Source organism: Pseudomonas endophytica, assembly GCF_001411475.1.
In the GTDB taxonomy this organism is placed as follows: domain Bacteria; phylum Pseudomonadota; class Gammaproteobacteria; order Pseudomonadales; family Pseudomonadaceae; genus Aquipseudomonas; species Aquipseudomonas endophytica.
Map to the genome: position 1 here is coordinate 128,038 of NZ_LLWH01000165.1, position 25,017 is coordinate 153,054.

Consider the following 25,017-nt stretch of genomic DNA (forward strand, 5'->3'; position numbering starts at 1 on the left):
CCTCAAGGCTGACTGATGCATGGCCAGTTCAAGGCGCTCTGAGCGCAAGCCTTTAAGCGGTGTCAGTTGAATAAATCCGTCGCTAACCTTAGAACCATCTACTGCTGCGCCGTAATGAAAATTCTTAAGGTCAGAAAGTATGAGTATTACTAAGCATTGGCTATTTCTTTCATTTGGGCTTTTGTGGCGCTCGTTTCTGTTGCTCCAAATTTACGGTTTAGTATTTAGCTTACTGATCGCAAAATTTCTGCTTTCAAATTCATCTGTAATCTTGATTAAACCAACGCTTTTATATGGATCGCTCGCGTTAATCATCTTTATTGCCCAAGTCGGATTCAAGCTAAATCTTCTCCGGGCAATGCTCGGAAAGCGTCTAAACCTGTCGCAAACGCAATGGCGTATCTGCGCGCTTTCACTGGCGTGTCTTTTCGCCACGATGGCAACCTTGAACGCCGTGGTCGCATTTTCCACATCATTTGATTTTTGGCTTTACTACAAAGTTTTTGCTAGCCCCGTGCTATTGGTTGCTGGCATATTTGCTACTTCTTGGGTCGCTATCAGCAGGGATAGCATTCACCAATAACAGCACCTATCTTTCCTGATGGGAGGAGCTGTCCAGCTTACGCTATCGCCAACTCCGCCCTTAATCACTGACTACCGATAGCCGTCGGGGCTTGTCTTGCGTAGATTCTCACAAATATCACGCAAAACATGGGTCAATGGTGGCTCTAGCAAAAAGGCCTTCATTGTTGAAATCTCCTTTTTGTATGCGGGGTCCGCGTAGACCTTGCGGAACACAGACCTTCGCTCTTCGCTAAACGTTGTATCACTGACCAACCTTTCGAGCGTCAGGCCGCGTTCTGGGTTTCTTTCTTGGCATATCTGGAGCGCCGCTACTGCGCTGACAGCAATTGATTCTTCGCTTACCGGTTGAGTGGCCGTTGTGGCCTCGACGGTGCTCGCGACTGCAATAAACCCACACAAGATCACACTTTTTCCTGAAAACACTTATTTCTCCTGATTTAGACGACATTAACGGATACGTTCCACTCTGCTATGGTGGCGCCCTCTTTACGTTTAAGGAGCATCGAAGAGTGGAATCATGGAAGATCCTAACAGCCGCATTTTTGGTATTTATCAACGCTGACGCCATGGCGTGGGAAGTCGAAAATCCAGTAGAAAGAACGCTAACCGTCACGACTATTGTCCCGACGATGATACTGGGCGGGACCACAGCGTTCACAGTTCAAGGGCCCTCTATGATGAAAAAGACGAAAGACGATGCCCTTGCATTTATTGGTTCTGACGGCGAGATACGCGGTGCTCAGTTTAAACAGGCGTCCCAGTACTACCGCTCGACCTACAACGCTCCACTGATGTCCGACATGCAACTTGCTCAGACAATCGCAGCATCCTTCTGAGGGCACGCTGTGGGCTTCTATGTGATGGGCATGGCTTTCTGAACTGTAAAAAGCCCGGGGCTATCCGCTGAATGCTGCTGCTTTAAGGTGCTTTCAAGGAATGAGTCGGTTTGAAAGCGGTAGTGAGCTGCCAAGTTATGCGGATGAGGTCAGCCAAATAAATTCGTACCTCAAGACGTTAAAAAACTATTCACTCTGTGTGCGACTCCACAATTATTAGAGTCCAGCTGTTCTCCGTCATGGAAGCTGACGAAATTATAAGCCGGCCCAGAGCCGGGCTTCTGGTTTCTGATGATTCCAAGCTCTGCTATCGTGGCGCCCCCAGACTGCAATGGAAGCATCAAATAATGGACTCATGGAAGACACTGGCAATAGTCTTACTGGCATCGGTCAGCACACAAGCCGTATCAGGTGACAACGTCAACCCTGTCGCTGCAGGAATATTCATCACACTATCCTTTCCAACCATTTTAATTGGAGCCACAACATCTCTGACGACCGAACCACCAGAGATACTCAAGTCATCTAAGAGTGATGCCCTAGCATTCATTGGCTCAGACGGCGAGATTCGTGGAGCGGAGTTTGAGCAGGCTTCCAGGTACTACCGCTCAACCTACAACCCACCGTTGATGAGTGACATGCAGCTCGCACAAGCGATTGCTTCGTCCTTCTGACACCTGCTCCGCGCTTCTTGTAGAGTTGTACCGATGCATCATAGACCTGCGACCTAAACAAACAGTGAGGACCAAATCTGCTAGCAGTGGATGTCCGTTATCGCCCACCGTACAACTGTAGTCGCACCTATGCGACAATGCGCGCCATGTCTGGCATGAACCCCGCCTTTATTTCTCAGCAGCTTGGCCACAGCGTCCAAATGTTGTTGTCGACTTATACGCGATGGAACAACTCAAGCTCAGATTGGAGTGAGCTTGAAAAGCTCCAAATGGGTCCTGAATGGTCCCTAGCCTCTATACGCGTTCCCAAAGATATTAATAGGTAACCCTTTGATCTCCACAGCTAACATCACGATGCAGTTCGGCGCAAAGCCACTATTCGAGAACGTTTCAGTAAAATTCGGCGCTGGTAACCGTTACGGTTTGATCGGTGCTAACGGTTGCGGCAAGTCCACCTTTATGAAAATCCTCGGCGACGATCTCGAGCCGTCGGGCGGCCAAGTGATGCTGGAGCCGAACGTACGTCTGGGTAAGCTGCGCCAGGATCAGTTCGCTTATGAAGAGTTCACGGTGATCGATACGGTGATCATGGGGCACGAGGAACTCTGGAAGGTCAAGGCTGAGCGCGATCGTATCTATTCGCTGCCAGAAATGACCGAAGAGGACGGCATGGCTGTTGCCGAACTCGAAACCGAGTTCGCAGAAATGGACGGCTACACCGCCGAGTCTCGTGCCGGCGATCTGCTGCTGGGGCTGGGTATCGGGATTGAGCAACACAACGGTCCGATGAGCGAAGTGTCGCCAGGCTGGAAGCTACGTGTTCTGCTGGCGCAGGCGCTGTTCTCGGACCCTGAAGTCCTGCTGCTCGACGAACCCACCAACCACTTGGACATCAACACTATCCGCTGGCTGGAAAACGTTCTGACTCAGCGCAACAGCCTGATGATCATCATTTCTCACGATAGACACTTTCTGAACAGCGTCTGCACTCACATGGCTGACCTGGATTACGGCGAACTGCGTCTGTTCCCAGGCAACTATGACGAGTACATGACGGCCGCGACCCAATCACGCGAGCAATTGCTGTCGGACAACGCCAAAAAGAAAGCTCAGATCAACGAGCTGCAATCGTTTGTTAGCCGCTTCTCGGCCAACGCCTCGAAAGCTAAACAGGCGACCTCGCGCGCTAAACAGATCGACAAGATCCAATTGGCTGAAGTCAAACCTTCAAGCCGCGTCAGCCCGTTTATCCGCTTCGAGCAGACCAAAAAGCTGCACCGCCAAGCAGTGACGGTTGAGCACATGGCCAAAGGCTTTGACGGCAAGACACTGTTTAAAGACTTTAGCTTTACGATTGAAGCTGGCGAGCGGGTGGCGATCATCGGCCCTAACGGTATTGGCAAAACCACGCTGCTGCGCACTTTGGTCAATGAATTGACCCCTGATGCCGGCTCGGTGAAGTGGACTGAAGCGGCCGAGTTGGGCTACTACGCGCAGGACCACGCTCACGATTTTGAAGACGACGTGACCTTGTTCGATTGGATGAGTCAATGGACTCAGGGCGAGCAAATGGTGCGTGGCACGTTGGGCCGCATGTTGTTCTCGAACGATGAAATTCTAAAATCGGTCAAAGTTATCTCCGGTGGTGAGCAGGGTCGCATGCTGTTCGGCAAGCTAATCCTGCAAAAGCCGAACGTCTTGATCATGGACGAACCGACCAACCACTTGGACATGGAGTCCATTGAGGCGCTGAACTTGGCGCTGGAAAACTACCCTGGCACGCTGGTTTTCGTCAGCCATGACCGTGAATTCGTTTCGTCGCTGGCCACTCGGATTATCGAGCTGAGCCCAAGCGGGGTGATCGACTTCAGCGGTACTTATGATGACTACTTGCGCAGCCAAGGCGTAGTGTTCTGATTACTGTGACTATCTGTCACTGAGTCAGATGTTTAATAAGAAACCCCGTCTAGGTGACGGGGTTTTTTGTTTCTAGATATGGAATATATCTTACGCTCAATATCGAAAAGACCTCTGCAGAGAACCGAAAACCAATCTCTCGTGTACAACACATGTACAAATCTCTTAAAAATGTTAAATCGTAAAAAACAGCAACATCAGGAATTATCAAAGGCAACTAGCCAGTGTTGTTTAAAAAAACTCCTACGCCAATATACGCAGCGCCGGGCTTATTTAAATCAATAAGCTTACGCGAGCGATATAAATTTCTATTAGAGTAATAAACATGCGCTTTTTGATGATGTCTGTGGCTGTTCCAACATTATTTTTGGGCTTTCAAAGCTCTGCATACGCTGAATGGCCTTTCGACGGGTTCCCTTGCTGTCCTTTTAGTGACGCAACGCTGAAAACCAATGTACAACCCCTTACTGGAGCCACTCAAAAGCTACTGCAAATTCAAGGGGTTACTTTTAATTGGAAAGAAGGTGGCCGTGAGGACATTGGCGTTATAGCTCAAGAAGTGAAAAAGGTTTACCCCCAACTGGTTCGTGAAGACACCGCACATATGCGTGTCGACTACGAAAAGCTCGTCGCTCCGCTGATCGAGTCTGTTCGCGAAATGGACGCACGAATCAAACAACTGGAAACGGCCAACACAACCCACGCCCGCTAACCAACACGTATGCTTGGACCGGCTAGCAGACGGATGCTGGCCGGCAACAACTTTACCGCCCTTTAGGCAAACCTAGCGTCAGCAACAACAGCGCTATGCTGTTTATCTAACCCAATTCCCTAATCCATCAGTGATCTGCCGTTCGCAGCATGGAGTGGGAATGAGTGTTCAAGACCTTGTTGAAAAAACGCCCTGACTCGTAAATCAAGTTGCGATGGATGTCTTCACGATCGACACCGTTTGCATCGGTACATGCCCACGCCATGCTGGCACGCTGTTCATCTGTGCAAGGTGCCATAAACACGAAATGCCCGGCACCGGGTATCAAATTGAATTGCGGAACCAATGGCAACTTGCGCGCCAAGGCTTCGGCATTTTTATCCGCAAACACGGTTTGATCACCATCACCGCTGTACAGCAAAACCGGAACTTGCACTTGGGATAACGTTTCGCGCCCAAACATAAGGCTCAACGGCGCCATCAGCAGCAACGCCCGAACCCGCGAGTCAGCCACTGGGCGTAAATCATCACGATCAGCCATCAGTTCACCTTGAGTGGAACACGCATCATGGTCGTCTGGCCTTTCTTGGCAGTAACGCCGCAAACGGTCTAGATCAGGCTGAGCGCCCGCTAAAATCAGCGCGGTTTCTCCGCCTGCCGAATAACCGATAATCCCAACTTGGTCAGCATTTACATAGGGTGACAAGCTGTTATCGCTGAGTACGGCGCTGATGGCTGCCGAGATTTGCATCGGCCGCCCGTAAAGGTTACTCAAGGTTCCTGTGCGACTGTGATCTTTAACGTTGTCGCCTGGATGCAGCACCGCCACTACCACAAAGCCTTTGCGGGCCAGAGCAGTAATCAAGTCATGCTGTGCCAACGGGGTTCCGACATTGCCATGTGACAACACCAGCATCGGATAGTGGCCCATAGCGATCTTTGCGTCTGCAGAGGCCTCAATGTCATAGACGCCCATTCTGCTACTCGTCTCTGGCCCCTCTGACGGGTAAAACACAATAGCGTTCATTGACTGCTTATCTACCGGATCCTGAAAGTGCAGACGATGAAAACCCACGCTCCGTTGGCTATGCACCGCAGGCTCGGCGTGCACCCATAGAGGGCAACTGCTAATCAGCAGAAACAGTACAGCGCACAAACGCATCATGGCGGCTCACCTTCACTCGCGCGCAGCTTACACAGGCAACCAAAAAAGGACGGTCAACCCGTCCTTTGCATAACCCAAGCCAACGCACTTAACGCTGCACTCTGGCCAATCATGGTTCCCAGCGTACAGCGTTTAGCCGCTCATGCACGGTGTGAAAGCTTACGCGGCGCTGAACAAACCCTGATTAATGTGCTGATGGGCATCGCTCAGCGCTTTGTTGCGAACTTCTTCGCCATAACCAAGGCCCTCTGCGCGCACGAACTCCACATCGGTAATGCCGAAAAAGCCCAACAACAGTTTCAAGTAGTCTTCATGGGCCACGCCAGTCGTTTGGCCTGCATGGATGCCACCGGACGTCGACACCACGATAACTTTCTTATTGCCACACAGACCCACAGGCCCAGTTTCGGTGTAACGGAACGTTTGGCCAGCCACCGCGACGCGGTCGATCCAAGCTTTAAGTTGGGTAGGTATAGTGAAGTTGTACATCGGCGCACCGATCACCACTGCATCGGCGGCTAAAAACTGAGCCAGTGTCTCTGCGCTCAACTCTGCTTCTAATTTTTGCGCCGCATCCCGCAGTTCAGCGGGTGTACCCGCAGCCACCAGAGTCGCCGCCGAAAAATGCTGAATACCTTCGCTGGCCAAGTCGCGATAGCTCACTTCAACACTCGGGTCAGCAGCTTGCCAAGCCTTGACGACTTCCCTGCTCAACTGACGTGAAGCCGAGTTGTCGCCCAAGATGCTCGAATCAATGTGTAAAAGTTTCATGCTGATCTCCAAATGAGGATCGCCGCCAAGCGATCAAGTGAGGGGGATACTACCGATGAAACCAATCGACGATAAGTCAGCGAACATGCGATAGTTCGTCCCACCTGTAGGACAGTGAGCACAGCAATGCAAGATCTTAATGACCTGTACTACTTCGCCAAAGTGGTCGAAGCCGGTGGCTTCGCTGCTGCAGGCCGCACTTTGGGTATTCCAAAATCGCGTTTATCAAGGCGGGTGGCCGAACTGGAGGAACGCTTGGGGGCGCGGCTGCTACAGCGCACCACGCGTCAGTTAAAGCTGACAGCCGTTGGCGAACGTTACCTGAATCATTGCCAAGCCATGTTGTTACAAGCAGAAATGGCCGACGAGGCCGTGGCCAGTATGTCCAGTGAGCCTCGTGGGCGCTTGCGCGTTTCTTGCCCCGTGGGTTTGGCTCATCAATTTATGCCCGAGGTTGTCAGTTCTTTTCTGGATGCTTATCCGCATGTGCAATTGGAAGTGAGCTTGCTCAACCGGCGCGTCGACTTGATCACCGAAGGCATTGATGTGGCCATGCGCGTACGAGAATTAGGTGACGAAGATCCGTTACTCGTGACACGACGATTGCGCCAAGCCGTGACGGTGATGGTGGCTAGCCCAGAGTTTGCTCAACAATGGTCTATCACCACCCCTGACGATCTGAAAAAAGCCCCAGTTTTAGGCGCGCTTGAGGCTGATCGAATGGTCCATTTGCGCATGCTCGACGCGCAAGGCAAGTCTTGCGACTTAGTGCTGGAAGCACGTCTGGGTATTGATGATTTCAATGTGCGCAAAGCGTGCACCCTGAAAGGTCTTGGGTTCACGGTATTGCCTATGATGTATTGCGAGCAGGAACTGCAAAGCGGCCAACTGGTTCAGTTACTGCCTAAATGGTCATTACCCGGTGGCTGGCTACAAGCCGTGTATCCACACCGTCGCGGCCTCATGCCAGCAGTGCGGGCTTGGATTGAACACTTGGCAGAAACCTTCGAACGTTGTGTAGAGAAGACCCTATGACACGCACATCCGCGCAAAAAATCATGACCAAACAACAAGTCGCCGCATTCTGTCGTAGCCTGCCGGGTGTGAAAGAGGATGTGAAATGGGGCGGGGTTGAGGTGTTCTATATTGACCAGAGCAAAATGTTTGCCCTGTTCAATCTCAATCACAACGGACTGTCGTTCAAGGTCGATAAAAATCTGTTTTTGGGCTACATAGATCGCCCGGGGATACGCCCATCGCCTTATCTGGCGCGGGCTCATTGGATCAATATGCAAGCGCCCTACCCCATGGGCGAGCAAGAGCTACAAGACTTGCTACGTCGCTCCCACCAATTAGTGGTGGGCAAATTGCCCAAAAAGCGTCAGATCGGCTTAATGATCTGACGCAATCGGTAGCCGCTTACAGGTTCAGAAAAGTAACTTTCAAGAACAGCACGTCAATCCAAACCGCTTGATGCACGGCCACGATCAACCAGAACCAAACCAGATAAGACACCTTGCGCGTTTTATGGCGCAACACTTGCTGTGCCACCAACGCGCCAGGCCATCCGCCTAGCAGTTCAACGCTGTGCAGGGCTTTTTCAGGAATCCGCCAGCGGCCGCTTTTGGCGCACTGTTTGTCGTACGCATACAGCACGAACGCCACCACGCTGGCCGCGCAATAGGCCAACAAGGGTACGCGGGTGATACCGGTGAGTAACACGCTCAATGAACCACCCAGCGGCATCGCACACAGCAGCGCGAGTACTAGCAGCTTAAGTTTCAAGTGACGAATCGGCGCGCCGGGTTGCTCAGACACCTTGGGCACCCCAAAAGCCTCACGCCGATCCTTCGTTAAGCGCTTCAACCGGCCGCCGACCAGTCAATCCAGCCGAACTTCCACGTGGCAAGAATCAACAGACCGAACCCAATGCGATACCAAGCGAACGCAGCATAACTATGATTGGAGATGAACTTGAGCAATGCGCGCACTGCAATCATCGCGAAGATGAACGCTGTGACAAAGCCAATAGCGAACACCGGGAAGTCGTCAGGCTGGAACAAATGGCGGTACTTGTAACCGGAGTACACCGCAGCGCCGACCATCGTTGGCATCGCCAAGAAGAAAGAAAACTCAGTGGCTGCCTTACGTGACAGACCAAACAGCAGGCCGCCGATGATGGTCGAGCCCGAGCGCGAAGTTCCCGGGATCATGGCCAAGCATTGTGCAAAACCGATTTTAACCGCGTCCTTCCAGGTCATGTCATCGACCGTTTCAGCACGAATCACATGCTGGCGACGCTCTGCCCAGAGCATGATGACACCGCCGATAACCAACGCCGTGGCCACGGTAATCGGGTTGAACAGGTATTCATGAATCACGTCGGCGAAGATCACCCCCAACACCACCGCTGGCATGACCGCGATGATCAGGTTGGTGGTAAAGCGTCGAGCACTGGGCTGCGTCGGCAACCCCACGACCACGTCGATGATCTTGCGGCGAAATTCCCACACAACCGCCAAAATAGCGCCCAGCTGGATAATGATGTTGAACGCCATGGCGCGCTCGCCACCGAAGTTCAGTAAGTCCGCCACAATAATCTGATGGCCAGTACTTGAGATCGGCAAGAATTCCGTAAGCCCCTCGACGATGCCGAGTATCAACGCCTGTGTGGCAGTCCAAAGATCCATCATTCCCCCATTTAAGCCCGGCGTAATACCGCGCTGATTAGTCAAATTTTAAGTGTGCGCAACCGTTGCCGCTAAGTGTGATGCGGGTGCTACATGTTTGCTGGCGTAATGTGAAATAACTGTCAGAAATCAATAAAGATTCAGCTTTCTGAATTTCGGCCGAGATCCTATCAGACACGCTCTACTTTCGCTGCTATCACTGCGAACGATGACAACAAGAAAAACAAAGGAGTGACCCCTGTATGAATACCCTGCGCACCTTATCCATCAGCCAGCGTTTGTGGCTGATTTTGATTGTGGCCATGACCATGCTGCTAGCGTTGGGTTTGCTGATGCTAAAGCAGATACATGACGATTTGAATGAAGCCAAAGCGCAAAAAACCCAACATGTCGTACAAGCCGCCAGCGGTGTTCTCGATTACTACCATGGTCTGGAAACAGCCGGCACCCTAAGCCGTGAAGCCGCGCAACAGCAGGCGTTACAGGTGATTAGCCGTATGCGCTATGACCAAAGTGATTATTTGTGGATCAACGATCTGCGCCCTTTTATGGTCATGCACCCAACCAACCCCGCGCTCGATGGCAAAGACCTGTCGAGCATCAAAGACCCTGACGGTTTCGCGATTTTTAACGAGATGGTAGCGCTCGCTAAATCCAAGGGTTCAGGAAGAATGGCCTACCGCTGGCCAAAGCCCGGAGCGGTTGAGCCGGTACAAAAAACGTCCTATGTGCAGCTGTTCGAGCCGTGGGGCTGGGTGATTGGCTCTGGGGTGTATCTGGACGACATACAAGCCGAATTTCAGGCTCAGGTTTGGAAAGCCAGTGGCGCAGGTCTGGTAATCGCGCTGATCATGCTGGTTTTAGTCAGGCTGATCGCCCGCAGCATTGCCCGCCCGTTAAAAGAGGCTGTTCAGGCGATGGCCAATATTGCCAGCGGCGAAAGCGATCTAACCCGCAGCCTGGATACCCATGGCCGTGATGAGGTCACCGAACTGGCACAGCACTTCAACACGTTCACCGCCAAGCTGCGCTCGGTCATCAGCCACCTGCAATCCACCGCCCATACACTGGAGCAATCCTCCAGTGAGCTGGGCAACAACGCAGCACAGGCTCAGCAGCGCAGCCAGCAGCAAGCCTCGCAAATGTATCAAGTGGCCACGGCAATCAATGAAGTCACCTACGCCGTGCAAGAAGTGGCCAAAAACGCCGAACATGCCGCTGGCGAAATGCGTGGCGCCCAGACTCAGGCGCAACTGGGTCAGCAAAACATCGACAACAGCTTGCAGCAGATCAACCGACTGTCGAACACGATTGATCAGGCGGTCGTGGTGATTCGTACGCTGGCCACGCAAAGCAGCGGGATCGGCAGCGTGCTTGAAGTCATCCGTTCCATTGCCGAGCAAACCAACCTGCTGGCCCTGAACGCCGCCATTGAGGCTGCACGCGCCGGTGAGCAGGGTCGAGGCTTTGCCGTGGTCGCGGACGAGGTGCGCTTGCTGGCCCAACGCACGCAAAAATCCACCGCTGAAATTCAAACCATGATCGAGGCTTTACAACAACACTCAGAAGCGGCAGTGAATGTCATCGCTAGCAGCAGCCAAGCCTCGCAATTGACGATTGAACAAGCCAGCCAAGCCGGGCATAGCCTGACCACCATTGGCCAAGTGTTGAACACACTGAATGACCTCAACACGTCTATCGCCAGCGCCACGTTGCAGCAGGCGCACGTGGTAGAAGACATCAACCAAAACGTAACCCAGGCCGCTGGGCTCTCGCAAAGCACCGCCCAAGCCGCAGAGCAATCGAGTGCTGCCAGCATTCACCTTAAAGACTTAAGCCTGCAACTTAACCGGCTGCTACGTCAGTTCAAAGTCTAAGCACTCTGTAGTCGCTGCCCAAAGCTGCGCAGCAAGCCGTTAGTTAGCAACCTCGGCAGCGACGTTTCCCACTGCTCAAACCTTCTAGACATCCTCCACCCGCGGCATGTTAAAAACCGGTGTGTATTGGTACGAGTCCCTTTCATGACGTCTAACAACTGGATCAACCTGGCGCAGGACGACGAGACTCGCATCGAAACCCTGCGCGCCCACTTTGAAGGCCACGCCTATGATCCCCATTGGCATGACAGCTATCTAGTAGGCGTCACGGAACAAGGTGTCCAGCAGTTCAATTGCCGACGCAACCGTCACCACAGCACGCCCGGTAACGTGTTTTTACTCGAACCGGGGGAAATTCATGACGGCGACGCCCCCGAAGACGGCGGTTTTACCTATCGGATGCTTTACCTCGACCCGCAATGGCTCCAACGTGAAATCAGCGCTGTGTTTCAAGAGGCGCCCGCCAACACCTGTTTAGCCTTTGCCAGCACCTTAAGTACCGACTCAAGGCTTGCCCAAGCCACTGCTCGTGCTTTTGACGTTATGCATCACCCTGAGCTGCGCATCGTCCGCCAACATGCCCTCAACACGCTGTTACAAGCCCTTACATACAATTTGCACTGGCGAAAAAAATACGCTCAAGACCCGCGATTACCACGGGTGGCGCAACTGGCGCGAGACTATCTGCACGATCATATGCACCACAACGTCGGCATAGACGAACTCACAGCGATAACCGGGGTGGATCGCTACCGCTTGAATCGCGCGTTTAAGTCGGCCTATGGCTTAGCGCCGCACGCGTACCTGGTGCAACTGCGCTTGGCCAAAGCCCGTCGGTTACTGGCGTTAGGCGTCAGCTGTGCCGATGTCGCTAATGCCTTGGGTTTTGCCGATCAGAGCCATTTAGGGCGCTGGTTTGTGCGTGCTAACGGTATGACGCCTGCGGCCTACCAAAAACGCTGCACAAACGTTCCAGACAGGTGATTGCGCGCCACAGAAAATGAGCCACGCACTCATCTTTCTGTGGAGCCTTTGTATGTGGTTATCGGTTACCGGCTTGTTGCCGTTTCTGCTGTTTGCCTTTGTAGCTTCAATCACCCCCGGCCCGACCAATATATTGGTGCTAAGCAACAGCCATCGGTATGGGATTAGTGCAGCGTTACCGATTATCTTTGGCGCCAGTGCCAGTGCGGCGGCTCTGGTGCTAGTGGTCGGCAGCGGTTTCGGCCAGTCGATCAGCGGTGTGCCGTGGGTGCAACACACCCTGCAAGGGTGCGGTATCGCATGGCTGAGTTATCTGTCTTGGCAAATTTTTAACGCCCCCATCAGCACGCCACACCAAACCGACGCTAACCAACGCCGACTGGGCATGTGGGGCGCCGCCAGCCTGCAACTGATCAACCCTAAATCCTGGATGATGGCGCTCGCAGTCATCAGCGTATTCGCAACCCAAGGTGCGGACCAGCAAAGCCACGTCCAACTGTTGGCGCTGGTGTTCTTTGTCGTATCAATGCCTTGCCTAGGCATCTGGGCATTACTCGGGGCAGGCTCTGCGCGGGTGTTGCAAACCCCGCGTGCCAAGCAACGTTTCAACCGCTGCATGGCGTTGCTGTTACTCACTTCGGCGTGGCTGAGCCTTTTTATTTGAAGGCATATTCACACTCAGCACTTGACGAGATTGGGTGATTTGAGTTTTCCTGAAACCGGTTTCAGCCCTTTCAGCGAAACCGCCTGCGATAACACTAATAAAAGGTTTCAGGCCGTGAACAGTTTTTCAGCAGCCCAACGCACCCGCGTGACCATGCTTGATGTCGCTCAACGCGCGGGCGTCTCCAAGGCCAGTGTGTCGCGTTTTATCGGCGAAGACCGCGCCTTGCTGTCAGCGGCTATCGCCGAGCGTATCGAGCAGGCGATCAATGAATTGGGGTATCGCCCTAATCAAATGGCGCGTGGCCTCAAGCGCGGACGTACACGGCTGATCGGAATGCTGGTGGCTGACATTCGCAACCCCTACTCGATTGCCGTGATGCATGGCGTCGAAACCGCCTGTCGTCAACACGGTTATAACCTGGTGGTCTGCAACACCGACCGCAACGATGAGCAAGAACATCAACACCTCGCGGCGTTACGCGCCTACAACATCGAAGGTCTGATCCTTAACACCCTCGGCCACCATCCAGACGCGCTGCAAGCTCTGCATCAAGAGATGCCAATTGTCCTGATTGATCGCAAAGTTGAGCAATTGCACACCGACTTAGTTGGCCTCAACAACGCCGGAGCGGTTGAGGTGGCGCTGGAGCATTTGCAACAACAGGGTTATCGCGACCTGCTACTGGTGAGCGAGCCAATTGACGGCACCAGCTCGCGCAGTGAGCGTATCCAAAGCTTCAACCAACAGTTAATCCGACGCCCACACCTTAAAGGTGCTGTGGTGCAGACCGGCCCGCGCCTGCGCGCCGAGATTCAGTCTTTTCTACGTAGCGCTGGGCCCGGTCGCAAAGCTATCTTTTGTGCCAACGGCGTAGCCGCCCTCGCCTGCACCCAGGTCTTGCGCGAGTTGAACTGCCGCTTGTTTGAAGACATTGGCTTGATAGCCCTGGATGATCTGGACTGGTTTGCCTTGGTGGGCACCGGCATCACTGCCCTTGCCCAACCGACACAACACATGGGCGCCAGCGCTTTCGACTGCCTGCTCAAGCGACTGAAGGGTGATACCGCGCCGGCCCGAACTTTAGACTTTAACGCCCAACTCATCATCCGCGGATCAACACAACCCCTAACCCCTTAACGTTGTAAGGGCTGACCGCGTGCAGTTAACGCGTCAGCGGAAAACTCAGCACAAAAATGAAACCGGTTTCAGAGATCAATAACAATGACTACATTTCCTGTTTCCATCAGCTTGTCGAGCTACGGCGCAGACCTCGTGCGCGACCGCGGGCAAGCCAGTTTTATTGAGTTACTGGCCAATGCAGGTGCGTCACGCATCGAACTGCGTGAGGAGTTGCTCACCAGCGAAGACTCGGCCAGCTTTAAACACGCGGTTAATCAGCACGGCCTGGAATGCTTGTTTTCATCCCCGATGGAGCTTTGGGAGGCTGGGCAATCGCGGCCTAATCCGCAACTGCTACCCACTTTGCAACGTGCCCATGGCTTCGGCGCCCACTGGCTCAAAGTATCACTGGGCTATTTCACCGAGCATTGCGACGTACAACAGCTTGCTGCCTGCCTTAACCAGCAACCCGTGCGGTTATTGGTGGAAAACGACCAAACCTCTCAAGGCGGACGTATCGAGCCCATGCAGCGTTTTTTCGACAGTGTCGAGCAGTTGCAAGCACCTATCAGCATGACCTTCGATATTGGCAATTGGCAGTGGCAAGACCAATCCGCCAGCACCGCTGCGCGCCTGCTGGGTCGCCATGTAAGTTATTTACATTGCAAAGGCGTGGCACGACGCCCAGATGGCAAATTGATTGCCACTGCACCAACAGCGACCGACTTGCAGACCTGGGAGCAGTTGATGAAGCACATGCCGCATGGCCTGACCCGTGCGGTTGAATACCCGCTGCAGGGTGACGATTTGAACCAACTGAGCCGAGAACACGTGCAGGTTCTAGCCAAACTCAGCCGTGCGCAACAGGAGCTGAGCCATGTCTAAGGTCGATGTGTTGTCATTTGGCGAAACCATGGCGATGTGGGTGGCCGAGCAAACCGGCGATCTGGCTCACGTCGAGTTGTTTCACAAACGCATTGCCGGGGCTGACAGCAATGTGGCCATTGGTTTGGCGCGTCTGGGGTTCAACGTGAAGTGGTTGAGTCGCGTAGGCGCAGACTCCCTCGGGCGCTTTGTGCTCAATACCCTGCAAGCCGAGGGGCTGGACTGCCAGCACGTCGAGATTGATCCGCAGCAGCCCACAGGCTTTCAGCTCAAATCCCGGGCCGATGACGGCAGTGATCCGTGCGTGGAGTATTTCCGCCGAGGCTCTGCGGCCAGTCACTTAAACCGTTCAGCGATTTGCGACACGTTGCTCAGCGCTCGGCACCTTCATGCCACCGGCATTCCCCCTGCGCTGTCGGCCAGTTGCAATGAGTTGTCGTTTGAGCTGATGAAAACCATGCGCGCCGCGGGCAACAGTGTGTCATTCGACCCGAATCTGCGGCCATCGCTATGGGTCAGCGAGCAGCAGATGATTCGCGACATCAATGCCCTCGCCGCTTACGCGCACTGGGTGTTACCGGGGTTAAGCGAGGGCCAGTTACTGACCGGCTATGAGGCCCCAACTGACATCGCTGCGTTCTATCTGGACCAAGGTGCCGAGGCAGTCGTTATCAAACTCGGTGCCAAAGGTGCTTTCTTGCGCACCGCCCACACCGAGCAGTTCATTTCAGCCGTCCCTGTGGCGCACGTGGTTGACACAGTGGGCGCTGGGGACGGCTTTGCGGTCGGCGTTATCAGTGCTCTGCTGGAAAACCTCGGGTTTGTCGAAGCGGTGCAGCGCGGCAACTGGATCGGCAGTCGTGCCGTGCAAAGCCGTGGCGATATGGAAGGCCTACCGACCCGCGCCGAGCTGCTTGATTACACCGCAATCGTTTGAATATTGCTGCACCCGTTACCTGCTGCGACAAAAACAACAAGCTCAGGAGCATCGCTATGCACTCACTGAAACTCGCCACCCGCCGGTGGTGGTACATCATGCCGATCGTCTTTATCACCTACAGCCTGGCGTATCTAGACCGCGCCAACTACGGCTTTGCCGCCGCATCAGGGATGGCCGCAGACCTCAACATCACCCCGGGTTTGTCGTCATTGCTGGGGGCGTTGTTCTTTCTCGGGTACTTCTTTTTCCAAGTGCCTGGGGCGGTTTACGCGCAACGTAACAGTGTGAAAAAGCTGATTTTTGTCAGCCTGATCCTGTGGGGCAGTCTTGCCACCTTGACCGGTGTAGTGTCCAACGCTTACAGCCTGATCGTGATTCGTTTCATGCTCGGCGTGGTAGAAGCCGCCGTCATGCCGGCCATGTTGGTGTACCTGTGCCACTGGTTTACCCGTGCCGAACGCTCACGTGCTAATACCTTTTTGATTCTGGGCAACCCGGTGACCATGCTCTGGATGTCAGTGGTGTCGGGGTATTTGGTGGAGCATTACAGCTGGCGCTGGATGTTTATCGTCGAGGGCCTGCCTGCGGTGCTCTGGGCCTTTATTTGGTGGCGCTTGGCGGACGACCGCCCAAGCGATGCCAAATGGCTCAGCCAACAAGAGAAACAAGACCTGCAAAGTGCGCTGGATGCCGAGCAAGTGGGCATGAAACCGGTAAAAAACTACGCAGCGGCCTTTCGCTCGCCCAAAGTCATCCTTCTGGCTTTGCAGTTCTTTTGCTGGAGCATTGGGGTCTATGGCTTTGTGCTGTGGCTGCCGTCGATCCTCAAGCAGGGTGCGCAGATGGACATGATCGAAGCCGGGTGGCTCTCGGCCCTGCCCTATTTGGCGGCGGTGATTGCGATGCTCGCCGTGTCTTGGGGCTCAGACAAACTGCAAAAACGTAAACGTTTTGTCTGGCCACCGCTGCTGATTGCTTCTGTCGCGTTTTATGGATCTTACGCACTGGGGGCCGACCACTTCTGGTGGTCCTACAGCTTGCTGGTGATAGCCGGGGCGTGCATGTACGCCCCGTACGGTCCGTTTTTCGCCATCATCCCGGAAATATTGCCCGCCAATGTCGCGGGGGGTGCCATGGCGCTGATTAACAGCATGGGCGCACTGGGCTCGTTTGGCGGCTCATACCTGGTGGGTTACTTGAACAGCGAAACCGGCTCGCCGGGCGCGTCCTACCTGCTCATGAGCGGCGCACTGCTGATCTCAGTGTTATTGACGCTGATGCTGACCCCTACCACCCAAGAGCCGGTGGCTCCTAAAACCAGCGCGCCACAGCGCTTGGCACATTCTTGATTTCAATGTCGGTGAACCCCTTGAAAAAACATGTCGTGCTGTACAAAGAACTGTCCGAGCCGCTCATGCAGCGGCTCGAAGCCCAGACCCACGTCACGCTGATCAAGCGCCTTGACGCCCAAGGGTTAGAACAACTGCGCGCGGCCCTGCCCCACGCCCATGGCCTGCTCGGCGCCAGCCTAAAGCTCGACGCTCGACTGCTGGACTTGGCACCCAAGCTCGAAGCCGTGGCCAGCGTTTCGGTGGGCGTTGATAACTACGACATCGACTACCTGAGCAAGCGCAAGATCCAGCTCACCAACACCCCGGGTGTGCTCACCGAAACCACGGCCGACACCGGCTTTGCCCTGATCATGGCCACCGCCCGGAGGGTCGTGGAGCTGGCGATTAAAGTGCGCAATGGGCAATGGCAGAAAAACATCGGCCCAGAATGGTTTGGCACCGACGTGCACGGCAAAACCTTGGGCATTATTGGCATGGGCCGTATCGGCGAAGCCTTGGCTCAGCGGGGTCACTTCGGTTTCGGGATGCCGGTGATTTACCACAGCAACTCGCCAAAACCCGCAGTAGAAGCCCGTTTTAATGCGCAATACCGCAGCTTGAACGACCTGTTACAAGAAGCCGACTTTATTTGCCTGACCTTGCCGCTGACCGCACAGACCGAGGGTTTAATCGGCGCCCAGGCCTTTGCACTCATGCGCCCGGAGAGCATTTTTATCAACATTGCGCGAGGCAAGGTGGTCGACGAAGCGGCAATGATTCAAGCCTTGCAGCAGGGCCAAATCCGCGCAGCTGGGTTGGACGTGTTTGAGCGCGAACCGCTGGATGCGAACTCGCCGCTGTTGCACATGGACAATGTGGTGGCCACACCGCATATCGGCTCGGCCACCGTTGAAACCCGCGAGGCGATGGCTCGCTGCGCGGTGGATAACCTATTGGCCGCCTTAGCAGGCGAACGCCCTGCCAACCCGGTCAATTAAGCTGTAGCCGGTTGGCCTTTTTGGGGCGGCAATCCGCTTTGGGCTGCGATCTTTTGATTTTTAAAAGCAAAGATCGCAGCCTGCGGCAGCTACCCAGTTATCCATCAGGCAAATGCGTGATGCTCATAAAAAGGTCCTGATTAGACAACACGAGTTACTGCATGAAACCTTCCATAAAATCCGCCACGCGACTAGCAAATTGCCGACGCCATGGCGGGCTATCAAGATTTGCCAAGGTTTTGTCTTCGTACACAAAACTTCGAATAATCGCGTTGTAACCCAACCAGCGACAGGGTTCGGGTTCCCAAGCCTTGAGCGCGCTCAGCCCGCCCTCCGTCAGCACCCAAGGCTGTTTAACGGCTAATGTGTCGCGTTGCAGAATCAGATCGGCCAAGGTTCGTCCGCCCAGATGGCTGGCCCCAACCCCTTCGCCACCGTAACCACCCGCCAGCGCGAGGCCTTGCTCGCGGTCGCAAAGCATATGCGGTTGAAAGCGTCGAGACATGCCCAAGTTGCCGCCCCAGGCATGACTAATGTCGACGTTGTTTAACTGCGGAAATAATTCGCTGAACAGGTAGCGACGCAGCTCAACTTCACTGCGGGTCAAGTCGAAGTTATCGCGTAATCGCCCGCCAAACTGGTAGCCACCTCGTGCGCCGAACACCAGACGGTTATCCGCCGTGCGTTGGCCATAGGTGACTTGGCGACTGCTCTCGCTAAAGGCTTGCCCCTGCGACAAACCAATGGTGTCCCAAAGCGCCTCAGATAATGGCTCTGTGGCCACAATCAAGCTTTGCACTGGTAATTGATAACGTCCTAGGGGGGCAAGCGTATTGGCATAACCTTCCACTGCGGGTACGACCCAACGGCTGCGCACTTGCGCCTTGGCCGTACGTACACGGCCTGATTGCCAATGTGTGACTGGGGTCTGCTCATAAATCTGTACGCCCATGCGCTCAACGGCGCGAGCCAGTCCGCGCACTAATTTGGCCGGATGAAGGGTTGCTACATGGGGCGTAAAAATCCCGCCATAGGGCTTGGCGACACGGATCTGTTGCGCCAATTCGCTCGGGTTCAGCCAGCGGTAATCCGCCTCGCTCAAGCCCAAACCGCGCAACTTGGCCAAATAGCTGCGCATGCTGGCCTCTTGCTCGGGATAACGCGCCGCGCAATACAAAGCCCCGCCTTTGCGGTAGTCGCAATCAATCCCTTCACGATCAATGACGGCCTTCACTTCATCAGGAATGCCATGCAACAACGCAAACGATTGATGCCGCTGCTCAACTGCCAGCCCGGCAAGCAGCCGGTCTTCGCCCAGCAGGTTGCCCATCAGCCAGCCACCGTTGCGCCCTGATGCACCAAACCCTGCGGTCTGCGCCTCAACAATGGCGACACTCAATTGCGGCGCATGGCGTTTGAGGTAGTAAGCGGTCCACAGCCCGGTGTAGCCAGCGCCAATGATCAGCACATCGACATCGAGGTCGTGCTCAAGTGCAGCCCGAGGCGTCAGGGGTTCCTCAAGTTGATCCATCCATAAACTGATCGTGCGCCATGCTGGCATTAGCGACTCCACCTTGTGTTCAAGAATGCAGCGATCCTAGCCTCTGTGGTCAGGGAACGTCTTGCGTGCGTACCCGCAAAGAAATTTGCTTTGCGTAAGCCTTGGGCGACTGCCCCGTGTGCTGGCGAAAGCACTTATAAAAAGCCGAAATAGAGTTAAAACCGGCCGCGAACGCGACTTCATCCACTTTTATCGGTGAAATCGCTGTGTCCATGGCAGCTAGCACATGCCGCAACCGGGCCTGATTCACATAGCGGTAAAAGCTTTGGCCCAGCACCTGATTGAGCAAGTACGACATCTGGTTACGCGTATAACCACAGGCTTTTGCAACCTGTTGCAGGTCCAGATCTGGATCGAGATACGGCTGCTGACGTTCGAAATAGCTTTGCAGGTCTTGCGCCATGAAACTCAGTTGGCGGGCTGATAATCCAAGCCGACTGACTGCCGGGCGCAACGGAGATCGCTGCACAGCCTCGGGGGTACTTTCATGAACCAAGGAGGCGTACTCATTTACCCGCCAGATCAAGCCATCGCGCACGGTAATTGCCTCACTGGCACGAAACGACACCAGCCCCTGACTGCCGCGTAAGGTCATGCGGTATTGAATGAACGCCGTGTTGCCATCTATGCGAATTCGATCACTGTGCTCAAGCGCCTCGTCGGCGGCTCTGGGCATGGACATTTGTACGTACTCGCGCAGCTGCGCGATGGCCATGACCCGGTTCTGGAAGAAGTCGTGATAGCGCACATCGGGATGATAAAGCGCCATCACTGCGTCCAGATCACGGTACTTCCAGCACACGTGATAACGCATGACCGTCTCGCCAGTCGCTTGGCTGTGTTCGGGGCCGTCGTCGAGTTGTGACATAAGCGCTCAACTGGTAGAAAAAATCAGAATGCCGAGTTTGAGGGCAGGCTTCAATAACGGGGAAAACCCGTTGGCGCCACGCTTAAACGATTAATTTCATGATGCATGTCAACTTTGACGCCAAAAAATTGTCCGCAGGCAAAAAAAGGCTTATCGCCATCACTCATGGGTGATAGCTTGAGCTTGAAGGACTCGCAAACACTCAGGGAAAAGTTCGCGTTTCTCCATTTCTTCAGAGCAAAAGGAATCGCTCTCATGAAAAAGGTATGCACCATCGATAAGTTCAGCTTCCCCAACGCATGCCAACTCATGCGCTGGCACTTTCACCCCATAGGCTTTGAGGCGACCATGGACGCGCCCAAAAGTATGGTTGCCAGACTCTTTGACCGTGCCACCGGGCAAACCATGCTTGCGATTGCTGGCATTCCCTGCACCCCGTCCATGAGTAGCGCAGAGGTCGCGCGCATCATCCAGGCGGTGGAAGACGAAATTGAAAGCTTCCAACCACCCATGGCGTGGCAGGCGTAATGCCTGGTCTATAGGCGCTAGCTTGAACTCGCGATCTTTTAATCGTGTTAAAGATCGCGAGCAAGCTTGCTGCTAGAGGGGTTAGCCATTCGAGGTGCGCAGGTCTTCAAAAAACGCTTTGCCTTTGGGAATCCGGTCGGACGCTTTAGGCTGGTTCGGCCCTTGGCCATCTTGGCTTTCCAGATACCAATAGCAATGGCTCACCGCCCTCGTTATACCGACGTAGGCCAATCTCAGGATTTCGTCTTTTTGCGCATTGTCATAGGGGTCAGATTCTGCGTCCTTACCCAGACCCGCCATGCGATACACCTGGTTCTTATAGGGCGATGACGTTAGGTGCTGGCAATCCCCAATCAGGAAAACAGCATCCGCCTGTAAGCCCTTAGCGCTGTGATACGTCAGTTGTTTAAGCCTGCGGTCTTCTGGCGCCAAGCTAGAATCTAGATTAACTACCGACTGTATATCCTTTTCTATCAACAGTTTATCGCTGATTTTTCGATAGAGGATTAAGATCCGGTCGCCCGCATTGTAGTGTTCGGTCAGCCGTGCAACCAGATCTTGAATATCTCGGTTTAAGACTTTCACTGGCACCACCTGTTTCAGCTCGCCGCTGGCCTTGGCGCGTTTGCCAGCAATTGAAGGCGCCGCCCGCACGATGTGCTCAGCCGCGTCGATGATGTGCTGATGGCTGCGGAAGTTATCGCTGAGCATCACCCGCGTGGTGGCAGGCGATGAGAACTCTTTGTTGAACTCCATAAAGTACTTGGGCGAACTGCCACGCCAGCCATAGATGGACTGCCAGTCATCGCCGACACACAGCAACGACGAACGCTGAGCGCCACGTCCGATATGCATCGCAGGCCCACGGCTACGGATTTCACGCAAACTGGCACGCAACCACGAGACGATTTGCGGTGACACGTCTTGAAATTCATCAATCATCAGATGCGAGAGCGGCCGCAGTTGCTCATGGCTCAGCAACTTGAAGTTTTGCGGCGTATTCTCACCAAACAGCGAAAACATTCGGTTGTAGGTCATCACCGGCGGCGTTTGCGTCAATAGATGATCTTCTAGGGCACGCCAGTACAGGCTTAAGGCCTCAAAGAAGAAACGATCCGGGTCGTCCCTAGCAAAGCGCATGTCGCCCACAGCAGCGGCAACGTCAAGCCCAAGGTTTTCGATAAAGCTGGCGGCAGACACAAAACAATCCAGCAACGGCGCAGAGCTCAACTCACCCTTGAGTTTGTAATCAAAGCCCGGCCCGGCACTGGCATCCCCGGCCAACGTTGAGAGCACACGCTTCGCGTCTTCATAGCTCTCTAACCAAATCAATGGCTTGCTGCAAAAAGCTCGAAACAGTGTGCGCTTAACAGCCCACTCTGCGCGCACGCTTAACTTAGCGCCGGGGCGACTAATTTGCGGGTTTTCACGGGGATCGAATCCAAGCACTACCCAAGCATCCAACTGCGGGATATAGCCGTGGCAATGAAATTTCGAACCATTGATCTCCAGCGTTTCGCGGTTCGGCTCAATGCCTTTTATCGGCCAAGCACCCGCGGCAAACCACAGGTCTTCCAAAAGGTCGCACAGTTCTTCATCACGTTTAGCCGCTAGCTCAGTCACCGCCATGCGTTTTTGCACATCTGGATGATCGCGCTCCAACTCCTTGAGTTGCAGCGCATGACGGCACAGTGGAGCGAGCGTCTCGCGAAAACGTTCATCCCGGCTGTAGAGGGCGTGATAACAGGCATTGAGTTGTTGGCGCTGAGCATCGTTGATACGCAGGTCAAACGGGTTGCTGTCACCTTCGTCTTCGCTCAGTAGAGCGCGCGAACTGAGTGTTTCAAATGCTTGGAGCTGGCTATAACCGGGCAGGCTGCGCACCATCGGCAAAATCCGCGAGTGGAAGGTACGTACCACATCGCGGGCTTCTTTAAGGGTTAAGGGGCGGCCCCACAGCGTGAAGATCTGTTGCAGCTTGCTGATGAAGTCTTTGCGCGACTCTCGGGTAAAGGTCACGACCGTCATTGAATCGAGCTCAAAGCCCAAGTAATGCGTCAGCAATAGAATTCGCAGCACCAGTGATGTCGACTTGCCCGCTCCGGCGCCGGCCACCACTGAAGTCGACGGTGTGTCACTGAAAATCATCTTCCACTGCGCAGCGCTCGGCTGGGCATACGCAGGTAACAGCGCCGCTACATCGGCTTTGATCTGTTTTTTAAGCTCAGGGCTCAGTGGCAGGCGCCAATCGTCGAACAGATGGTCATCAATCCCTGGTGCGCGCAGAACTTGCGGGCGGGTGTCGCTGATCAGCAGCACTTGGCGCCCTTCTTCGAAACCTTCAGCGTGGCCTTCCTTGAAACCGTAATCGAACCCTGCGCCGTGGCCGCTGCGAAACCCGTCAGCCTGCCCGTGCAACCACGACGCGGCATGTTGGACGCGCAAGCGACTCAAACCGCCGCCAAACATCCGTGCGACGAGGCGCTTAAACCATGGCAGCTGAGATTCGGGGACAAGTTGCTCGGGCAGATCGGGGATGTGTTGCGTCACGCTGACTCCAAAGTGTGAGGCTGTACGAGTTCAGGGGCTATGGTCGCCGCATTGCGCTCATAGATCTAGCGAATTGCTGGCACATCAGCTGCTTAGAGGCTTTTTTAAAAGCAAACTCCGCTTATCAAACCCGCATACATATCAACTTAACTGATAGGTTTTAAGCATTTTTTGCGCTTTTTTTCGATACTTCTCTGCTAGAAAATCAACGCCATCATCCATCAAGTCACCGTTCAAACCTATCCGGCGACCTTCACAGGAGAAGCATCATGCTTGAACTCAGACCCTTCAACACCTTGGGTGGCGCTCATCACGGTTGGTTGGATGCGCATCATCATTTTTCGTTCGCCAACTACTACGACCCCAACAGGATGCACTGGGGCAACCTGCGTGTCTGGAACGATGATGTGATCGCCCCAGGCACAGGCTTCCCGCATCACCCCCATCACGACATGGAAATCATTACCTATGTGCGTGAAGGAGCCATCACCCACGAAGACAGCCTGGGCAACAAAGGCCGCACCGAAGCGGGTGACGTGCAAGTGATGAGCGCAGGCACCGGGATTGTTCACAGTGAATACAACCTGGAGTCAACGCCGACTACGATTTTTCAGATCTGGATTATTCCTGATCACGCTGGGGACGCACCTACATGGGGTTCCAAACCTTTCCCCAAAAGTCTACGTGAAGGCTTTGTGACCTTGGCCAACGGCCAACAGGACGACCAAGAAAGCCTGACTATCCGGGCGGATGCCCGTGTGGTAGCGGCCAACCTCAAAGCCGGGGAAAGCGCCGAGTACCGCTTGGACAACGGTCGCCGCGCCTACTTGGTGCCTGCTACCGGGGTGATTGAAGTCAACGGCCTTAGGGCGCACGCGCGTGATGGTGTGGCCATCGTCGATGAAAGCGTGCTACGGGTAACCGCGATTGAAGACAGCGAAGTTGTCTTGGTGGATGTGGCCTGATGCGCCCAATCAGGTTAGATCAGAAGATCGCTCCGGCGCCTAAGAGCCCGTGCGCAGGTGCGATCTTTTGATCGGCTTTTACCGAAGGATCTCAGCCATTGGACGCCGCAAGCGTCTCGGTCTGGGCCTTACGGCGTTGAATCACATACCCCAACACCGCCAACGGCGCCGTTGCCAACATCACCTCGACGGTAATGGTGAGCGGCTGACTGATATAGGTCGACACCAGCAAACTGCTCAGAAAACACAACCCAAGCTGCAAGGTGTTTTGCAATCCAGCCGCTTTGCCTGAGTTTGCGGCAAACGGCATCAGAGCGTTCGCCACCACGATCGGATAGCTCGCGCCGTTAACCAACGCCATCAGGCAGAACGGGATCAAAAGGGTTGCCAGTGT

25 protein-coding genes and 3 pseudogenes are annotated in these 25,017 nt (G+C 54.4%); 19 read left to right on the forward strand and 9 right to left on the reverse strand.

Going from position 1 to position 25,017, the window contains the following annotated elements:
- Positions 1–139: 139 nt before the first annotated feature.
- Complete coding sequence (locus AQS70_RS12080) at positions 140–583, forward strand: septation protein IspZ (protein ID WP_055103006.1); 444 nt, start codon at positions 140–142, stop codon at positions 581–583.
- Positions 584–654: 71 nt separating this feature from the next.
- Here AQS70_RS12080 and AQS70_RS12085 read toward each other — a convergent pair whose 3' ends face one another.
- Entirely contained in the window at positions 655–1,008 is a 354-nt protein-coding gene (locus tag AQS70_RS12085; protein ID WP_055103007.1) for a hypothetical protein, read from the reverse strand.
- 86 nt (positions 1,009–1,094) lie between these two features.
- Between AQS70_RS12085 and AQS70_RS12090 the strand changes: the two genes are divergently transcribed.
- From AQS70_RS12090 to AQS70_RS12105, 5 genes and pseudogenes are all read left to right on the forward strand, one after another.
- Positions 1,095–1,421 carry a DUF2388 domain-containing protein gene (locus AQS70_RS12090; RefSeq protein ID WP_055103008.1) on the forward strand — a complete coding sequence of 109 codons (327 nt, stop codon included), beginning with the start codon at positions 1,095–1,097 and terminating at the stop codon, positions 1,419–1,421.
- Positions 1,422–1,861: 440 nt separating this feature from the next.
- Positions 1,862–2,095 (forward strand): DUF2388 domain-containing protein, encoded by a 234-nt coding sequence (locus tag AQS70_RS12095; RefSeq protein ID WP_241492834.1) that lies wholly within the window; start codon positions 1,862–1,864, stop codon positions 2,093–2,095.
- Between the two features lie 92 nt (positions 2,096–2,187).
- Positions 2,188–2,421: pseudogene (locus tag AQS70_RS24065) on the forward strand (hypothetical protein); the annotation flags it as partial.
- A gap of 4 nt (positions 2,422–2,425) precedes the next feature.
- The gene (locus tag AQS70_RS12100) at positions 2,426–4,012 is read left to right on the forward strand and encodes an ABC-F family ATPase (protein WP_082428096.1); all 1,587 of its coding nucleotides are present in this window, start codon (positions 2,426–2,428) and stop codon (positions 4,010–4,012) included.
- A 325-nt stretch (positions 4,013–4,337) separates the two neighbouring features.
- Positions 4,338–4,724, forward strand: coding sequence for a tail fiber domain-containing protein (locus AQS70_RS12105; protein ID WP_055103010.1), 387 nt, complete (start codon positions 4,338–4,340; stop codon positions 4,722–4,724).
- A gap of 127 nt (positions 4,725–4,851) precedes the next feature.
- Here the strand turns inward: AQS70_RS12105 and AQS70_RS12110 are convergent, their stop codons facing one another.
- Positions 4,852–5,889: an alpha/beta hydrolase family protein gene (locus AQS70_RS12110; protein ID WP_055103011.1), complete on the reverse strand. Its 1,038-nt coding sequence runs from the start codon at positions 5,887–5,889 to the stop codon at positions 4,852–4,854.
- 159 nt (positions 5,890–6,048) lie between these two features.
- Positions 6,049–6,660 (reverse strand): FMN-dependent NADH-azoreductase, encoded by a 612-nt coding sequence (locus AQS70_RS12115; RefSeq protein WP_055103012.1) that lies wholly within the window; start codon positions 6,658–6,660, stop codon positions 6,049–6,051.
- Positions 6,661–6,786: 126 nt separating this feature from the next.
- Here AQS70_RS12115 and AQS70_RS12120 point away from each other — a divergent pair, with 126 nt between their 5' ends.
- Entirely contained in the window at positions 6,787–7,695 is a 909-nt protein-coding gene (locus tag AQS70_RS12120) for a LysR substrate-binding domain-containing protein (protein ID WP_055103013.1), read from the forward strand.
- Between the two features lie 23 nt (positions 7,696–7,718).
- Entirely contained in the window at positions 7,719–8,063 is a 345-nt protein-coding gene (locus AQS70_RS12125; RefSeq protein WP_055103032.1) for an MmcQ/YjbR family DNA-binding protein, read from the forward strand.
- Positions 8,064–8,079: 16 nt separating this feature from the next.
- Here AQS70_RS12125 and AQS70_RS12130 read toward each other — a convergent pair whose 3' ends face one another.
- Positions 8,080–8,478: a DUF1294 domain-containing protein gene (locus AQS70_RS12130; RefSeq protein WP_055103033.1), complete on the reverse strand. Its 399-nt coding sequence runs from the start codon at positions 8,476–8,478 to the stop codon at positions 8,080–8,082.
- A gap of 44 nt (positions 8,479–8,522) precedes the next feature.
- On the reverse strand, positions 8,523–9,350 hold the full coding sequence (locus AQS70_RS12135; RefSeq protein WP_055103014.1) for an undecaprenyl-diphosphate phosphatase: 828 nt from the start codon (positions 9,348–9,350) through the stop codon (positions 8,523–8,525).
- Positions 9,351–9,682: 332 nt separating this feature from the next.
- Between AQS70_RS12135 and AQS70_RS24320 the strand changes: the two are divergent.
- From AQS70_RS24320 to AQS70_RS12175, 9 genes and pseudogenes are all read left to right on the forward strand, one after another.
- Positions 9,683–10,369: pseudogene (locus AQS70_RS24320) on the forward strand (cache domain-containing protein); the annotation flags it as partial.
- A gap of 123 nt (positions 10,370–10,492) precedes the next feature.
- Positions 10,493–11,227, forward strand: a complete 735-nt coding sequence (locus tag AQS70_RS24325; RefSeq protein ID WP_420912352.1) for a methyl-accepting chemotaxis protein — start codon at positions 10,493–10,495, stop codon at positions 11,225–11,227.
- 144 nt (positions 11,228–11,371) lie between these two features.
- Positions 11,372–12,211, forward strand: a complete 840-nt coding sequence (locus AQS70_RS12145; RefSeq protein ID WP_055103016.1) for an AraC family transcriptional regulator — start codon at positions 11,372–11,374, stop codon at positions 12,209–12,211.
- 52 nt (positions 12,212–12,263) lie between these two features.
- Positions 12,264–12,875 (forward strand): LysE family translocator, encoded by a 612-nt coding sequence (locus AQS70_RS12150; RefSeq protein WP_055103017.1) that lies wholly within the window; start codon positions 12,264–12,266, stop codon positions 12,873–12,875.
- Between the two features lie 114 nt (positions 12,876–12,989).
- Positions 12,990–14,015: a LacI family DNA-binding transcriptional regulator gene (locus tag AQS70_RS12155; protein ID WP_055103034.1), complete on the forward strand. Its 1,026-nt coding sequence runs from the start codon at positions 12,990–12,992 to the stop codon at positions 14,013–14,015.
- An 84-nt stretch (positions 14,016–14,099) separates the two neighbouring features.
- Positions 14,100–14,882 (forward strand): sugar phosphate isomerase/epimerase family protein, encoded by a 783-nt coding sequence (locus AQS70_RS12160; RefSeq protein ID WP_055103018.1) that lies wholly within the window; start codon positions 14,100–14,102, stop codon positions 14,880–14,882.
- Positions 14,875–15,819, forward strand: coding sequence for a sugar kinase (locus tag AQS70_RS12165; RefSeq protein WP_055103019.1), 945 nt, complete (start codon positions 14,875–14,877; stop codon positions 15,817–15,819). Before AQS70_RS12160 ends, AQS70_RS12165 begins: the two co-directional genes overlap by 8 nt.
- Positions 15,820–15,875: 56 nt before the next feature.
- Positions 15,876–17,171, forward strand: a complete 1,296-nt coding sequence (locus tag AQS70_RS12170) for an MFS transporter (RefSeq protein ID WP_055103020.1) — start codon at positions 15,876–15,878, stop codon at positions 17,169–17,171.
- 20 nt (positions 17,172–17,191) lie between these two features.
- Complete coding sequence (locus AQS70_RS12175) at positions 17,192–18,151, forward strand: 2-hydroxyacid dehydrogenase (RefSeq protein ID WP_055103035.1); 960 nt, start codon at positions 17,192–17,194, stop codon at positions 18,149–18,151.
- Positions 18,152–18,305: 154 nt separating this feature from the next.
- On the opposite strand, the gene AQS70_RS12180 is transcribed toward AQS70_RS12175, so the two are convergent.
- On the reverse strand, positions 18,306–19,712 hold the full coding sequence (locus tag AQS70_RS12180; protein ID WP_055103021.1) for an NAD(P)/FAD-dependent oxidoreductase: 1,407 nt from the start codon (positions 19,710–19,712) through the stop codon (positions 18,306–18,308).
- A gap of 49 nt (positions 19,713–19,761) precedes the next feature.
- Positions 19,762–20,580, reverse strand: a complete 819-nt coding sequence (locus tag AQS70_RS12185) for a helix-turn-helix domain-containing protein (RefSeq protein WP_055103022.1) — start codon at positions 20,578–20,580, stop codon at positions 19,762–19,764.
- 255 nt (positions 20,581–20,835) lie between these two features.
- On the opposite strand from AQS70_RS12185, the gene AQS70_RS12190 reads away from it, so the two are divergent.
- Positions 20,836–21,108 carry a DUF1652 domain-containing protein gene (locus tag AQS70_RS12190; RefSeq protein WP_055103036.1) on the forward strand — a complete coding sequence of 91 codons (273 nt, stop codon included), beginning with the start codon at positions 20,836–20,838 and terminating at the stop codon, positions 21,106–21,108.
- An 81-nt stretch (positions 21,109–21,189) separates the two neighbouring features.
- Here the strand turns inward: AQS70_RS12190 and AQS70_RS12195 are convergent, their stop codons facing one another.
- Positions 21,190–23,658 (reverse strand): UvrD-helicase domain-containing protein, encoded by a 2,469-nt coding sequence (locus tag AQS70_RS12195; protein WP_055103023.1) that lies wholly within the window; start codon positions 23,656–23,658, stop codon positions 21,190–21,192.
- Between the two features lie 269 nt (positions 23,659–23,927).
- Between AQS70_RS12195 and AQS70_RS12200 the strand changes: the two genes are divergently transcribed.
- Entirely contained in the window at positions 23,928–24,623 is a 696-nt protein-coding gene (locus AQS70_RS12200) for a pirin family protein (RefSeq protein ID WP_055103024.1), read from the forward strand.
- A 91-nt stretch (positions 24,624–24,714) separates the two neighbouring features.
- Here the strand turns inward: AQS70_RS12200 and AQS70_RS12205 are convergent.
- Positions 24,715–25,017, reverse strand: a pseudogene (locus AQS70_RS12205) (purine nucleoside transporter PunC); the annotation flags it as partial.